Source organism: Arthrobacter sp. STN4 (genome assembly GCF_024539665.1).
GTDB lineage: Bacteria > Actinomycetota > Actinomycetes > Actinomycetales > Micrococcaceae > Specibacter.
Window position 1 is genome coordinate 148610 of sequence record NZ_JAKZGX010000003.1, and the last position, 14428, is coordinate 163037.

Below are 14428 nucleotides of genomic sequence, written 5' to 3' on the forward strand. Positions count from 1 at the left end.
CCGTTCCGAAATTGGGTCCCTTGGTTCGCTACTGTGGAGGTACGACGGCGGCACGCGCCACCGCGGGAAAGGTCACCATGTCCGCCCCTGGCAAGCACCCGGCCGCTGCGGCCCTGCACAACATCGAAGGCGCCAGCGCGGGCCTCAACGTCGCCGTCTTTGACCCCGACTCCCCGGCACCCCTGCCCCCGGTCTTTTTGATCCACGGCTTTGCCTCCTCGATTGACCTGAACTGGGTCAAAAGCGGCTGGGTTGCCGCCCTGAACCGCGCCGGGCGCCGCGTGCTGTCGGTGGACCTGCCCGGCCACGGGCAGAGCACCGCCCCGGTGGACCTGGATTCCTACACGCCGGGGAAGGTCCGCGCGGACCTGCTGCAGGTGCTCATTGACGAGGGCGTGCGCCCCTTGCGCGACGGCGACCCCACCTCCGGGGTGGACCTGATCGGGTATTCGCTCGGCGCCCGGCTGGCCTGGGAGTTTGGCGCCACACAGCCGGAGCTGGTCCGCCGCATGGTGCTCGGCGGCCCCAACCCGCACGACCCCCTGGCCGACTTTGACCTGGCCGCCGCGCAAAACTTCCTCAACGACGGCACCCCCATCGCCGACGAATCCACTGCCTGGCTGCTGAACATGGCCCAGCTGGTCCCCTCCAATGACATCTTCGCGCTGCTGGCGATGATCCAGGCCATCAAGCTGGAACCGTTCGACCCCACCGACGCCGTGCCGAAAATGCCCATCCTGCTGGTGGCCGGCGACCTGGACGAACGCGCCAAGTCCATGTCGCTGCTGGCCAGGCTCAGCGGCCGCGCCGAGCAGCGCATCATTGCCGGACGGACCCATGAAAACGCCGTGACGTCGCGCGAATTCAAGGACGCCGCCATCGCCTTCCTGATGTAGCCGGGGCACCGCCGCCATGGACTACACCGCAGAACCGAAGCCCTGGCAGCCGTTCCTCGACAGGGACGACGCCGGCACCCGGCTGGGGCGGGCCCTGCTGGAGGCGCCGGGCGGGAAAGGCCTGGACCGCCCCCTCGTGCTGGGGCTGGCGCGTGGCGGGGTCCCGGTGGCCGCAGGGGTGGCGCGGGCGCTCGGGGTGCCGCTGGGCGTGCTCGTGGTCCGCAAGCTCGGGGTGCCCGGCTCTCCCGAGGTGGCCTTCGGGGCCGTAGCCACCTATGCCGGCGCCGCGGCAGCCGTGCACCTGGAACAGACCATCCACGAGTTGCGGCGCCACGGCTACGGCGCACGGGAACTCGAACAGGTGGAGCAGGAGGAACGCGCCGAACTGGCACGTCGGCAGGCGCTGTACGCCCCCGAACCGCAGGATCCCGCCGCCGGGCGGACCGTTCTGTTGTGCGACGACGGGCTGGCCACGGGTGCCACCATGCGTGCCGCCGTCACCCTCATGCGCAACGCGGGTGCCGCGGAAGTGCTGGCCTGCATCCCGGCGGCGCCGGAGAAAGTATGTGCTGAACTTCTCACGGTTGCGGACCGCGTGGCCTGCCTCCAGCCGTGGCCCGGCCTCCGTGCCGTCAGCGAGGCCTACCTGCGCTTTGGGCAGCTGGGCGACGCCGGGGTCCTGGCACTGCTGGGCGGCTGGTGACGGCCCCGGGCATTCCATTGCCCTCCGGCCCGCTAGCATGGCAGTGACCCCGCGGACTGCACTGGGCACCCCGGGGACCGTGGAGGAGACATCGCCCATGCCAGGCATGTACATCAAGATTTGCGGGCTGCAGACGCCCGAGACCGTTGCCGCGGCAACGCAGGCCGGGGCCGACGCCGTGGGTTTCGTCTTTGCACCCGGCAGCCCGAGGACGGTCACCGCCGACGCTGCCCTGCAGCTGGGCCGCGACGTGCCTCCCGGGGTTGAAACCGTGGGCGTGTTCCGCAACCAGCCCATCGACGACGTCGTTGCGACGGCGCGCCGGGCGGGGCTGACCTCCGTGCAGCTGCACGGCGACGAATCGCTGGCCGACATCCGGCGGCTCCAGGATGAAGGATTCCGCACCCTGCGGGCGTTTTCGGCCGCTGCGTACGGCGCCCTCGCCCCGGAGGAGAAGCGGGCGTGGGAGTCGGAGCGGATCCTGCTGGACGCCGTCGAACCCGGGGCCGGCGTGGCCTTTGACCCCAGCCTCCTGGCAACGGGGGCGCCCGGCGGCTTCTGGCTGCTGGCCGGCGGGCTCACCCCGGGAAATGTTGCGCACCTGGTCTCCGTGGTGCGGCCGGCGGGCGTGGACGTTTCCAGCGGCGTGGAATCCAGCCGCGGCGTGAAGGACACCGGGCTCATCCGGGACTTCATCGAGGCCGTGCGGGCCGGGGCCTAGGCAATTGCCGCCCATGCTTTGCACTGAAGGCCGGCCGGCGTCCACGCCGGCCACCGTCGTGACGCCGGCCGGTTTCCAGGGCGGCCCTAACCTCTGAATGCGGGATGCTTTCGGCCGGAGCAGCACCAGGTTCGCAAATCCTGTGTGCGCTGTCCTCGGGCCCGCAGGGATTTTCGATGGACCCCGGGGGGCGGGAGGTCTAAAATGATCAACACCAAAAATGCCTGCGCCTGCCGGAAAAGGGTGAGGAACCATGGGAGGCAACAACCAAAAAACCGGCCGTCCGAAGCTGGCCGGGATGGTCGAGGAAGAGACGGCTTATCCGATCTGGTGCGACCGCTGCGGCTCCGACGCGTTCATCTTGATCGAGTCCGCCCGCCGCCAGCACTGGGCCCCGGCCGGCTATCTTGACATTACGTACTTTTGTTCCAAGTGCAACGCCATCTATGGCCATCTGGTCAGTGAAGCGGACCTCAAGGCGGAATTCATGGCGGCCATCGCCGTGGCCGCCCGCCCACACCCGATGGCCGAGTACACGGGCTACGACGAGGCTTCCTGACGCACGGTGCCGGAGTTCCGGGCGGCGCGCGCCCGGACGCATTACGGGCGGGCTATTTCTTCCCGCGGCGCAGCACCATGGCCGTCACGAGGCCCAGGAGCAGCAGCGTTCCGGCCGCGGAGACCGGCACAATGAATGCGGCCGCATACCCGGAGGACTGCGCCAGCGCCCCGGCAATGGATGAACCCACCGCGGTCCCGGCCACAATGCCGCTGGCCAGCGCCGTCATGACCGTGCCCATCCATTGGGGCGGGGCGATGACACTGCCCACGGTGAAGATGGTCACCATGGTGTGGGACCCACCGGCAGGCCCACCAGCAGCAACACGACGATCATCATCCCGAGGCTGTCCGGGAGGAAGAAGGCGGCCGAGGCAGCGGCCATGAGCAGGGCAGCCAGCACCCACCGCCAGGCGTGCGTGAAGGCGGCCGGCCAGTAGGCCACGGACAACGCGGCCACGGCGGAGCTGGCACCCAGGACCGAGTACATGAGCCCGGCCTGGTCGACGGAGCCGTGCACGCCGGTGAAGGCCGCCAAGGCTGTCTGGGAGGCCCCGAAGAACGTCCCCATGCAGAGCATGGCCGCCACCGGCACGGCCACCTTGAACCAGTTCACCGATTCCTGTGGGACGTACCCGGCGTTGCCGGCGGAGGCGGACTTCCGGGCGGCCACGGCTGCGTGGGTGGGGTGGACGGCAAAAAGGGTCACGAGCACCAGGGTCATGGCGGCGGCCAGCACCAGCGGCAGCCACGGCGCCACCAGCGAGGCCAGCAGTCCCACCAGCGCGGGCCCGAGCACGAACGTGACCTCATCGGCGGTGCCTTCCAGCGACAGGGCGGTGTCCACCATGGCCCCGCGCTGCTCCGCAGGCAGCTTTCGGCTCAGCGCCATCCACCGCACGCGGGACAGCGGCCCCACCTGCGGCGAGCTGGCCCCGGCCAGCAACGTGGTCCCCAGGACGGCCCAGGTGGCGGCGGGCGTGAACTGCCCCGTGGCATAGACCAGGACGACGGCGGCACCCACGATCACGGCGTTCGCCACCGCCGCGACGACCAGGACCGGTTTTTGGCCCAGCCGGTCCGCCAGGTAGCCGAGCAGCGGGGCGCCGATCGCGGCGCCGACCCCCACCGAGCCGGCGGCAAAACCGCCGATGGCATAGGAATTGCTGATGGCCGTCACCAGCGTGAGAACGCCGATGGTGAGCATCGCCAGCGGAACGCGGGCAAACAGGCCCAGGGGGATGTAGGAGTTTCCGGCCAGGTGCGGCAGCATGCCGTAGCGGCCCACTTTCTTCGCGGGGCCGCTGCCGGCCGGTCCCCCTTGGTGGGGAGGCACCGGCGGGGGCCCGGCCAGGGCGCCGGTGGAGGAGGGGTGGGGGGTCGTCATGGTTTATCCGGTCAGCAAAGGGCGTGCACCGTCCCGCCACCCGGTGCACCCGACCCAGATACGTGCCCCATTCTACCGGCCCCGCCAACCATCGGGCGCCCGCAGGCGGCTCACACCACGCCGAGGGCCAGCGTTGAGCCGTTGCGTCCCTTCGTGACCTGCAAATGCACGGGAATGCGCGTCTTCATCTCGGCCACGTGGCTGACCAGGCCCACCACGCGGCCGCCGTCGCGCAGCCCTTCGAGGGCATCCATGACCTGGTCCAGGGACTCCTCGTCCAGGCTGCCGAAGCCTTCGTCAACGAACAGCGTTTCGATGTCCAGGCCGCCGGATTCCTGCTGGACCACGTCGGCGAGCCCCAGCGCCAGCGAGAGTGAGGCCATGAAGGACTCACCGCCCGAGAGCGTGGCGGTGTCCCGGCTGCGCTGTGTCCATTCATCCACCACTTCCAGCCCCAGGCCCGACTTGCGGTTCCCGCCCGCCTTCGCATCCGTGTGGCTGAGGGTGTACCGCTGGCCGCTCATGGTGGAGAGCCGCAGCGAAGCGGCGATGGCCACCTGCTCCAGCCGGGCGGCCAGCACGTAACTGGTCAGCGTCATCTTCAGCTGGTTGTCCCCGCCGCCGCGGACCGCCTCGGCCAGGCCGGCCACCAGGGCGGCCCGCTCGCGCAGCGGCGCGACGAGTGCTTCCAGGGCCGCGAAGGCCGCGGCGGTTTCAGCCACCTGCTCCCCCGCCTGGCGTGCCAGGCCCAGCCGCACGGCCGCCGTCTGGGCCAGGTCGCCGCGGCGCTGCGCCTCTTCCTGCAGTCCGGCCAGGTCACCCGCCGTCGGGGCTTGAAGCCCCTGCGCCGCCTCGAGCGCGGCTTCGGCCACCTCGGCCCGCTCCAGCTGTGCCGTGTTGAGCGCGCCGTCCCGGTCAAAGGCGGTGAGCCGCTCCCGACGGGCGGCCGCCTCCTCCTTCGCCAGCAGCGCCCCGCGCACCTGCGCCGCGTCGGTAAAGGTGCCTTCCGCGAGCGCCGCCTCCAGTGCCCGGCCGGCCGAGGCGGCCGCCTCCGCCGCAGCAATTTGGCGCCGCAGTGCCTCCGCCAGTGCCGACGCGGCCTGCTGGGCCCCCTCCACCGCCTGCTGCCGATCGGCCAGCGACGCATACCCGGCCCGGGCTGCGGCAAGCCCGTCTTCCAGCTGCCCGGCTTCCTGGGCCAGTGCGGCGTTCCCCGCAGCAAGCGTCGCAACACGCTGCGTGCCGGCCAGCAGCGCCGCCTGCGCCGCGGCCACGGCGGTTTCCACGGTGTCGGCTTCCCGGGCCAGCCCCACAATCCGCGCCTCCGCGGCGGCGGCGGCGTCCAGCGTCTCCCTGGCCCGGACGACGGCGGCACGGGCCTCCCCTGCCTCGCCGCCGCCGCCGCGCTCGGCCAGGACGGCGAGCGCCTCCCGGGCCTGCGAGAGTTCGGCGTGCGACGCCGCCGCGCGCTTGTCGGCCTTGTCGCTCGCGGCCTTGGCCGCCTTTTCCTGATTGGCTGCCTCCGGGCCGGAACCGGCCAGGGCCGAGGGCGCCGGATGCGCCGTGCTGCCGCAGACCTGGCACGGTTCGCCGTCCACCAGCAGCATGGCCAGTTCCCCGGCCGCCATGGAGTGGCGCAGTTCGACGGCGTCCAGCCAGGCCTGCCGGGCGCGCAGCGCCGCCTCGCGCACCTCGAGGTCGTCGGCGGCGCGGCGTGCCACCACCTCGGACTGCGCTGCATGGGCGGCGATGCTGGCCACGAGCCGGGCGGCTGCCTCATGCCGCTCCCAGGCTTGTTCGACGGGGACTGCGCTGCCGCGCAGGGCGGCAAGTTCTGCCTTGGCCTCAGCCAGGCGGGACTTGCCGGCGGCTTCGCCATCGCGTTGTTGGGCGACCTCCGCCGTGGCGGCAGCGAGTGCCTGTTCCCCGGCGGCAAGGTCTGCCGTGACGCGGGCCAGCCGCTGTTCGCCGGGCAGTGCCGCCGTGACGGCTGCCAGCTGCCCGGCCAGCGCCTTTTCCACGTGTGCCGGCAGGGCAAGGTCCGGCACGGCGCCAGGCACCTCGCCCGCGTCCGTCCCTGCACCCTGTGTTCCGGTGCCGGTGGCGGCTTGTCCGGCCAGGTCCTCGGCGAGTCGGACAGCGAGCGGGTTGGCTGCAAAGCCGTCCCGGGCGGCCGCGCCGGCGGCGTCGGCGGCCATCAGGGTGCGGGCCGTGGTGGTGGCAGCGGCCACCACAGGGGCCAGGACCTCCGCCTCGTGGTGGCGCTTGAGCGACTCCCGCCATTGGCCGGCCTCACCGGCCAGGGCGGCCAGCCGTGCCTGCCCGGCCAGGGCCGCGTCCCGCAGGGCGTGCCTGTCCTGGCGTTGTTTCGCCGTGGCGACCGCCTCGGCAGCCGCCCGGGCGGCATCGGCCGTCGCCTCCGCATCCGCCTTGGCCTTCCGGACGGCAACCTCCAGCGATTCGGCCAGCCAGCCAAAGAGCTCGGCACCGGAGGATGCCAGGCTGCGCCCGTCCGCGGCTTCCCCCTCATCGTCCCCGGTGTCGTCCGCCGCCGCAGGCCCGGCTTCCGCGGCGGCACCCCCGGCTTCCCCCTCAGTCCCGGCCGCAAGGCCCGTTTCCGCAGCCTGGCCCGAATCCGCCGGCAGCCCCGCCTCCGCCAGGGCCGCGGCGGCCTGGCTGCGGGCCAGGGCCTCCTGGGCCGCCAGCGCTGCCAGGCCCGAGGCAAGCTGGGCTGCGGCCTCCCGGGACTCGGCGGCCAGCTGCGCTTCCAGGTCCTGGTAGACCTCGGTGCCAAAGAGTTTCTCCAGCAGTTCCTCGCGGTCCTTGGCGTTGGCGCGCAGGAACGCCGCAAATTCGCCCTGTGCCAGCAGGATCACCTTGGTGAACTGTTCCATGTTCATGCCCAGCAGCCGCTGGATCTCGCCGGCGGCCTCGTCGTTGCGCTGGGACAGCGGGACCCATTCGCCGTCGGCCCATTCACGCAGCTGCGTGCTCGCCTGTTCCCGGGTGGTGCCGGAGCCGCGCTTGGCCGGGCGCATCCATTCCGGGCTGCGCCGCACCTCCAGGCGGCGGCCGCCGGCACTGAATTCGCACACGACTTCCGGGCCTACGCCCTCGGCGGCGTGGTGGCTGCGCAGGCTCTTGACGGCATTGTTCCGCGCCCCCGGAATGCTGCCGTACAGGGCGTAGGCCACGGCGTCCAGGACGCTGGTCTTCCCCGCGCCGGTGGGCCCGTTGAGCAGGAACAGCCCCTGCGCCCCCAGCGCGTCGAAGTCAACCACCTCGCGGCCGGCGAAGGGGCCGAACGCCTGCATTTCCAGACGGTGGATTCTCACAGGGCGGCCTCCTGGGCATGGACGGAGGCGAGCACATCGCGCAGGAGCCCTTGTTCGTCGTCGTTGGCGGGCCGGTGCCGCACGTGGTCAAGGAATCCGCAGCACAAATCCAGCTCGTCCACGGCGGCCAAGACGCGCTGGCTGTACGATTCCGCGCCCCGGTCGCGCGCATTTTCCGGCTCAAACATGAGCACGAGCGTGTTTGGAAAGCGTGTGCGAAGCGCTTCCATGGCGTTGGCCGGGCGGTCGTTGTCCGTCAGGGTCACTTGGCAGAAGTGCGCCTCCGCAGCGTCCCACTGCGGGTCCGCCAGCAGATCCGCCAGGGTGCCCCGCAGCACGGACAGCGGGCGTTCCGCCGGCCAGTCGACGCGCCGCACCTCCTTGAGCCCGTCCGCCGTGACCTCCACCAGCCATGCCCCCTTGGTGTGGGCGGCCTCCGAAAAGGAGTACGGCAGCGGCGAGCCGGAATACCGGACGGTTTCGCTCAGCCTTTGGCGCCCGTGCAGGTGCCCGAGTGCTGTGTAGGTGAACCCGTCAAAGAGGTCCAGCGGCACCGCGCCCACCCCTCCCACGGCCAGGTCCCGTTCGCTTGCGGAGGTGATGCCGCCGCTGGCGAAGGTGTGGGCCAGCACGACGGCGGCCGTCCCTTCCGGGCGCGCCGACAGGTCCGCGCGGACCAGCTTCAGGGCCGCCTCGGTGACGCTGAAGTGGGAGGCGGGTTCGGCGTCGAGCGCCACGGCCACCAGCCTGGGTTCCAGGTACGGGATGCCGTAGACGGCCAGCTGCGGTCCGGCGGGGCCGGTGGCGTCGAGCGGGAAAAGCGCCGGGGTGGCGAGGTCCGCGAGGCGGGTACGCAGGTGCACGCCGGCCCGTTCCATGATGCGCCCGCCAAAGCCGAGCCGGGTGGCGGAATCATGGTTGCCGCTGGTGATGACGATCGGCACCCCGGCCTCATTCAGCCGCGCCAGGATGTCGTCAAAGAGGTTGACCACGTCCACATTGGGCAGTGCGCGGTCGTAGACGTCCCCGGCCAGCAGGACCACGTCCACGCCTTCCGCCGCAACGGTGGCGAGCAGCTGGTCGGCAAAGCGGCGCTGGGCCGGCAGGGTGCCCACGCCGTGGAAGGAACGGCCCAGGTGCCAGTCGGAGGTGTGCAAAAGCTTCATGGTTCAAAGCTAGCCGACGCCACTGACATCGGGTGCCGGTGCGCCGTTCAGCGCAGGGCGCTACTTGCTGGGTGCGTCAAAGAAGTCCTGGGCGTCACTTTTTGCGGCGGCCGGCTCCACAGCCGCGGCGGCGGCAGGCGTTGCGGGAACCGGTGCCGGGACGCCGCCGTCCACGGCAGCGTCCACGCCCCTGGCGGAAGGCGCACTGTAGTCGATGGCCCCCGGCTTGGCTGCAGCGTCGGCGGCAGCGGCATTGTCCGCTGCCGCCTCATCCGCGGCTCCAGCGGACGCGGCGGCGGACTGCGGGGCAAAGGTGCGGTAGATGGCCGCGGCCAGCGCTGCGCCGAAGAGCGGTGCCAGCCAGAACAGCCACAGCTGACCCGCAGCCCAGGAATCGGTCAGGAACGCCGCCGCGGTGGAGGCAGCCGGGTTCAGCGAGCTGTTGGCCACGGGCAGGGCGATGGTGATGGTGACGGCCAGGGCCAGGCCGATGCCGACCGGGGCCAGGACGGTCGCATTGCGTGCGTGGGTGGCGCCCAGGATGATGGCCACCAGGACGGCCGCGGCCACCAGCTCGACGATCATGACACCCACCATGGGCACCTTCAGCGGGGAGTGCGAGTCAAAGCCGCTGGACAGGGTTGCGAACACCTTGGAAACGCCGCCCGTGGACTCTGACGGGAGCACATTGACCAGCGCGTAAATGACGCCCGAGGCCAGCACGGCGCCGACGGCCTGCGCCAACACGAACACCACCATGTGCAGCCACTTGATCCGGCCGGCAACGGCCATCGCCAGTGAAAAGACGGGGTTGAAATAGCCGGTGGAGACGCTGCCGAAGGCAACCAGGGCCGCCACCATGGCCAGCCCGTAGCCAAACGCCACCGTGGACGTTGACGCACTGAACAGCGCGGTGGCCATGCCGGCGAAGACGATGAAGAAGCTGCCCAGCGCCTCAATGAAGACGTGGGTGCTCAGCGGGCGGGGCTGCACGGTGGCCGGGGCCGTACCGGAAGTGCTCATGGTGAAGAAGGTCCTTCGGTGGGAAACGTCGGTGGGATTCATCGGTTCTGCGGTTGCGCCGCCCCGGGCCATGCACGCCATCGAAAAATTACATCCCCAGGACAATGGCGAAAATCGCCGCGACCGCCAGAGCCACTATAGCGGCCGATGCTGTGCGTAAGGTAAGTGCCGGTGCTGCGATGCCGCCCTCGTGGTCCTGGCGGTCCACGCCGGCGTGCAGCGACTTGATCCGGCCCACCGCACAGCACACCAGCACGACGGTGGTCAGGCTGGCCACGCCGGCACACACCCCCAGACCCGTGACGTGGGCGGGCAGGGCGGAGAGAAAGAGCCCGCCGGGCTCGCTGTGTTCATGGGTGAGGGCGTGAAAAAAGCCGCGCCAGATCAGGAGGTCGGCGACGATGATGCTCATGATGGTCCGGCGCCAGGACAGTGCCGTGCGCTCGGGCTGCAGCCCCGGGTCCCGGGTTGCCCGTTCAGTGGTTTCCGCCACGGTCAGGTCCGGGTCAGGATCAGGATCGCAAAGACCAGGGCGGCGGCCGACACCACCACCGTCATCCCGAGCATCAGCCAGGAATGCGGCAGTTCCTGGTCGTTGCGCATGGCCTGTTCCTGGTGCGCCCAGCGCCGGTAGCTGACAACGGCCAGGGAGGCGCCGATCAGCGCCAGCACCAGGCACAGGATGATCCGCACCACCGTGGGGGCGATTTCCGGCGCCAGCTGGTCGATGGCCACGGCCCCGGCCAGCAGCGCCAGGGCCGTGCGGACCCAGGCCAGAAAGGTGCGCTCGTTGGCCAGCGAAAACCTGTAGTCGGGGGTCTTTCCAGTCCGTCGCCAAGCAGGCTCGCGCATGTGTCTCCTAATTTTGGGGGTCCGGCCAATTCTACCGGCTCTTGTTGAACGCAACACCTCACCCCGGCCGTGCGCGTGCCGCCGGTGACGGTAAATTGGAACCATGACTTCCCAGCCGCAACCCACCAACGCTCCCCCGGCCGACTTCGGGCGCCGCGTCCACGGCACGATCATGGGCGGCGCCCTCGGCGACACGTTGGGCTACCTCGTGGAATTCGATTCGCTGGCGGACATCCAGGCCAAATACGGCGCCGCCGGGTTGGTGGACCTGTCCCAGGAAACTCCGCCGCTGCACTTCTCCGACGACACGCAGATGACCCTCTACACCCTGGACGGGCTCCTGGAAGTGCTGGAGTGGGCCAACGACGGCGTGGGCGCGGACATCAATGCCTGCCAGTGGCTGGCCTACCTGCGCTGGCTGAAGACCCAGGGCATCCAGGCCACGGGGCCGGCCCCCGAGCCGCAGCCGCGCTGGATCGACACCCAAAGCGTGCTCCACCACCGGCGCCACCCCGGCAATGCCTGCATCACGGGGCTGTCCGGCGGCGAGATGGGCACCGTCCACCGCCCGGTCAACCCCGATTCCAAGGGCTGCGGGACCGTCATGCGTTCGGCCCCCTACGGGCTGATCCCCAACATCCCCGCGGAAACCGTGTACAAGATCAGTTCCGAGGCCGCGTCCCTGACCCACGGCCACCCGTCGGCCCGGCAAAGTTCGGGCGCGTTCAGCTGGCTGATCCACATGCTGGCCGTGGCCGGGCTGGGGTTGCGCGAGGCGGCCGCGTCCGCAGGCGTCCGGGCCCATGCCGAGCCCGGCGCCGACCCCGAGCTGTTGTCCCGGCTCGACGCCGCCCTGGCCCTGTCCGCCCCGGAGGTCCTTGCCGCGCACGACGGCGTTCCCCTCTCCGGCGCGCAGCTCACCGATGCGCTGGGGCTGGGATGGGTGGCGGAGGAGGCCCTCGCCGTCGCCCTGTATGCCGTGCTGGCCACGGCTCCCGGCGCCGTGTCACCCCCGGAGCACTTTCTGGCCGCCGTGCGCCTGGCCGTCAACCACGACGGGGACAGCGACTCCACCGGCTCCATCGCCGGGAACGTCCTGGGGGCGTTTTACGGGGAGGAGGCGCTTCCGTTGGCCTGGCTCAAGCTGTGCGAGGACCCGCAGCTCATCCAGCACCTGGCCGGGCAGCTGGTCAAGCTGACGGTGGGCGCCTGAGGCGCAGCCTGGCTTCGACGGGCCCGGCTACGCCTTCCGGAAGGAGAAGTTGGCGCATTCCTCGCAAATGCCGGCCGGAATGAGCCCCCGGCGTTGAAGGATGCCAAAGATGGCGCAGCCCAGGCACAGGCCCACGAACGCCTCGAGGGAGGCCGCCACAAGGAGCAGTACAATCAGCGTCCAGCCGGCCAGGGACGCCCCGGACAGCAACAGCGCGACGGCGCCGATGGACAGTACGGCGCCGATGCCCTGGGCAAAGCGCTTGGGCGGGCCCGGCACGAGTTTCGGCCGGCCGAACCGCGGCGCGAGCACCTTGACGGAAAGAAGCGCCGCCGGCGAAATGCGCGGACCGAAGGCCAGCCGCAGGACGAAGCCCGCGGCGATGACGGCCACCAGCCACGCCTGGCCGGAGACCAGTGCGGCCAGGGCCAGGGCCACCACGATTCCCGCTGTGGACCGTGCGGCATATTCGTTGACCGGGTTGGGGAAGGCAAACAACCGGCGCAGGCCCCCCGCCCGCGGCACCTGGATGAATTCGGTTGCGGACGGAAGGTGGTCATTGAAGGCGGTCATCCTTCAAGGCTAGGGCCAGCCGTCCCGCGCGCTCCAGCATTGTTGCGCAGCATGACGGAACCGGTCCATCCCGGCCGTTCCCCGTGGGGCGCAGGCCGGTCCCGCCCCGCCGCGTGCTCAGCCCACCATCTGCATGAACTCGCCCTCGGAGAGCACCTCAATGCCCTGGCCGCGGCGCTGCAGTTCCAGCACACGCGCCGCCTTCGACGTCACGCGGCCGCTGCGCAGGTCGGCCGCTGCGAAGCCGCTGCCCACCACCAGGACGGTCGTATTTCGGGTCACGCTGCTGGCGCACCGTGCACCGTGGTGTGCGGCCCGCAGCTTCGCCTCCGGCCGCTGCAGGCCCAGGTTGCCGGTGAACACCACCGTCTGCCCGTAGAGCGGGTGCGCCGGATCGGCGGCCGCGTTGGGTTCCGGGTTGGGGCCTTCCACGGACCAGCCGGAGCGGCCGGGCCGGCCGCCATAGGCTGCCGCCGCACCGCCCGCCGCCAGTTTCTCCAGGGCCGACCTGGTCGCCTTGGACACCTGGTCGGTGGCGGGGTCCCAGGAATCGACGTGCGGCATCGAAAGCTTCATCGCGGCAAAGACCCCGGCCACGGACGACGCCTCCTGCCGGGCGGCAATGTCCACCATGATCCCGGCGCAGGCCCGGGCGTCCTCGGTGGCGTCGTGGTGGTTGACCAGCGGGACGCCGGCCGCCTCGGCCACGTAAGGCAGCGAATAGGACGGCAGCGAATAGTTCTTGCGCGAGAGCACCACCGTGCAGGCGTAGTCAAAGGCCGGGGCGGGCATGGCTGACACTTCCGAGGCGGACCGGATCACGCCAAGGTCAAACGCCGCGTTGTGCGCCACCAAGGCATCGCCGCCAATGAAGTCGCGCACCTCGCCGAACACGTCCTTGAAGCGTGGGGCGCCCAGGACGTCGTCGGGCGAGATGCCGTGGATGGCGATGTTGCGCGCATCAAAGTGGTCGTGGCCGGCCGGCGGGCGCATGAGCCAATAGGCCTCGTCGACCACCGCCCCGTCGCGGACCTTCGTCACCCCCACCGAACAGGGCGATCCCCGAAATCCGTTGGCGGTCTCAAAATCGATGGCAGTAAAGTCCACAGGCACCCTTCAAGGCTACCGCTCCCGGAGCCCGGTGCCCGACGCGCCTCCTGCGCGCCTACGGTGTGTTCCCGCCCACGGACCGGGGCCCCGGTGCGGCCCGTACCGTAATCTGTAACGATGATACTTTCAGCCTTGGGTGAATTCGCCCTGCCCGCCCTTATGGGCCACGGCCCTGCCCCCACGTTGAGCATCCTTCCCCCCTGGCTCAACCCGGACGTCTTCCTGCGCGACCCGGCGCTGGCGCCCTGGATCATCCTGTTGGTCTGCGGCATTGTCTTTGCCGAGACCGGCCTGCTGGTGGGGTTCTTCCTGCCGGGCGATTCAATGTTGTTCACGGCCGGGCTGCTCGTCGCAACGGGCGCCCTGGACATCCCCCTTCCGTTCTTCGCCCTGTGCATTTTCGTGGCGGCCTTCATTGGCGACCAGACAGGATTTTTCATCGGGCACAAGGCCGGGCCCGCCATCTTCAACAAGCCGGACTCACGCCTTTTCAAGCAAAGCCATGTGGCCCGCGCCCATGCTTTCTTCGAACGGTTCGGCGGCCGCGCCGTCATCCTGGCCCGGTTCGTGCCGATCGTGCGCACCTTTGTCCCGGTCATCGCCGGGGTGGCGAAAATGCCGTACCGCACCTTCATCGGATTCAACGCCATCGGCGCCGCGCTGTGGGGCATCGGGGTGACCCTGCTCGGTTTCTGGCTTGGCCAGTACAGCTGGGTCGGGGACAACATCGACCTGATCTTCATCGCCATCGTGCTGCTCTCCGTCATCCCCATCATCACCGAGCTCACCAAGGCGTTCCTCGCCAACCGCAGGGCGTCCAAGGCCTAGCGCCCGCCCGGCACCAACCCCGGCCATGCACGACGGCGGCCCCCGGCACCCAAGCCGGGGGCC

Annotated in this window: 15 protein-coding genes; 6 read left to right on the forward strand and 9 right to left on the reverse strand. The window is 70.5% G+C overall.

Features of this window, described 5'->3' with window-relative positions; genetic code table 11:
- Window positions 1-77 precede the first annotated feature (77 nt).
- From MMF96_RS04110 to MMF96_RS04125, 4 genes are all read left to right on the forward strand, one after another.
- Window positions 78-896, forward strand: a complete 819-nt coding sequence (locus tag MMF96_RS04110) for an alpha/beta fold hydrolase (protein ID WP_176616563.1) — start codon at window positions 78-80, stop codon at window positions 894-896.
- A gap of 16 nt (window positions 897-912) precedes the next feature.
- Window positions 913-1599, forward strand: a complete 687-nt coding sequence (locus MMF96_RS04115; RefSeq protein ID WP_256882640.1) for a phosphoribosyltransferase — start codon at window positions 913-915, stop codon at window positions 1597-1599.
- 97 nt (window positions 1600-1696) lie between these two features.
- Entirely contained in the window at window positions 1697-2320 is a 624-nt protein-coding gene (locus MMF96_RS04120; RefSeq protein ID WP_306295688.1) for a phosphoribosylanthranilate isomerase, read from the forward strand.
- Between the two features lie 253 nt (window positions 2321-2573).
- A complete protein-coding gene (locus MMF96_RS04125) occupies window positions 2574-2879 on the forward strand; it encodes a hypothetical protein (RefSeq protein WP_176616565.1) in 306 nt (101 codons plus the stop codon).
- A 52-nt stretch (window positions 2880-2931) separates the two neighbouring features.
- Here MMF96_RS04125 and MMF96_RS19565 read toward each other — a convergent pair whose 3' ends face one another.
- The 7 genes from MMF96_RS19565 to MMF96_RS04165 form a co-directional block, all read right to left on the reverse strand.
- On the reverse strand, window positions 2932-3168 hold the full coding sequence (locus tag MMF96_RS19565; RefSeq protein ID WP_306295689.1) for a hypothetical protein: 237 nt from the start codon (window positions 3166-3168) through the stop codon (window positions 2932-2934).
- A complete protein-coding gene (locus MMF96_RS04130; RefSeq protein ID WP_306295690.1) occupies window positions 3162-4265 on the reverse strand; it encodes an MFS transporter in 1104 nt (367 codons plus the stop codon). The genes MMF96_RS19565 and MMF96_RS04130 overlap by 7 nt, the downstream gene beginning before the upstream one ends.
- A 110-nt stretch (window positions 4266-4375) precedes the next feature.
- Window positions 4376-7600 (reverse strand): AAA family ATPase, encoded by a 3225-nt coding sequence (locus MMF96_RS19570; RefSeq protein WP_309145214.1) that lies wholly within the window; start codon window positions 7598-7600, stop codon window positions 4376-4378.
- Window positions 7597-8766 (reverse strand): exonuclease SbcCD subunit D, encoded by a 1170-nt coding sequence (locus MMF96_RS04150; RefSeq protein ID WP_256882641.1) that lies wholly within the window; start codon window positions 8764-8766, stop codon window positions 7597-7599. The genes MMF96_RS19570 and MMF96_RS04150 overlap by 4 nt, the downstream gene beginning before the upstream one ends.
- 60 nt (window positions 8767-8826) lie before the next feature.
- Complete coding sequence (locus MMF96_RS04155; protein ID WP_256882642.1) at window positions 8827-9789, reverse strand: aquaporin; 963 nt, start codon at window positions 9787-9789, stop codon at window positions 8827-8829.
- 88 nt (window positions 9790-9877) lie between these two features.
- A complete protein-coding gene (locus MMF96_RS04160; RefSeq protein WP_256882643.1) occupies window positions 9878-10282 on the reverse strand; it encodes a DUF202 domain-containing protein in 405 nt (134 codons plus the stop codon).
- 2 nt (window positions 10283-10284) lie between these two features.
- On the reverse strand, window positions 10285-10641 hold the full coding sequence (locus MMF96_RS04165) for a YidH family protein (protein WP_176616571.1): 357 nt from the start codon (window positions 10639-10641) through the stop codon (window positions 10285-10287).
- 103 nt (window positions 10642-10744) lie between these two features.
- Between MMF96_RS04165 and MMF96_RS04170 the strand changes: the two genes are divergently transcribed.
- The gene (locus tag MMF96_RS04170) at window positions 10745-11854 is read left to right on the forward strand and encodes an ADP-ribosylglycohydrolase family protein (RefSeq protein WP_256882644.1); all 1110 of its coding nucleotides are present in this window, start codon (window positions 10745-10747) and stop codon (window positions 11852-11854) included.
- 27 nt (window positions 11855-11881) lie between these two features.
- Here MMF96_RS04170 and MMF96_RS04175 read toward each other — a convergent pair whose 3' ends face one another.
- Window positions 11882-12427, reverse strand: coding sequence for a DUF4395 domain-containing protein (locus MMF96_RS04175; RefSeq protein WP_256882645.1), 546 nt, complete (start codon window positions 12425-12427; stop codon window positions 11882-11884).
- 117 nt (window positions 12428-12544) lie between these two features.
- Complete coding sequence (locus MMF96_RS04180) at window positions 12545-13540, reverse strand: exonuclease domain-containing protein (RefSeq protein ID WP_256882646.1); 996 nt, start codon at window positions 13538-13540, stop codon at window positions 12545-12547.
- Between the two features lie 114 nt (window positions 13541-13654).
- Here MMF96_RS04180 and MMF96_RS04185 point away from each other — a divergent pair, with 114 nt between their 5' ends.
- Window positions 13655-14365, forward strand: coding sequence for a DedA family protein (locus tag MMF96_RS04185; protein WP_256882647.1), 711 nt, complete (start codon window positions 13655-13657; stop codon window positions 14363-14365).
- Window positions 14366-14428: the final 63 nt, after the last annotated feature.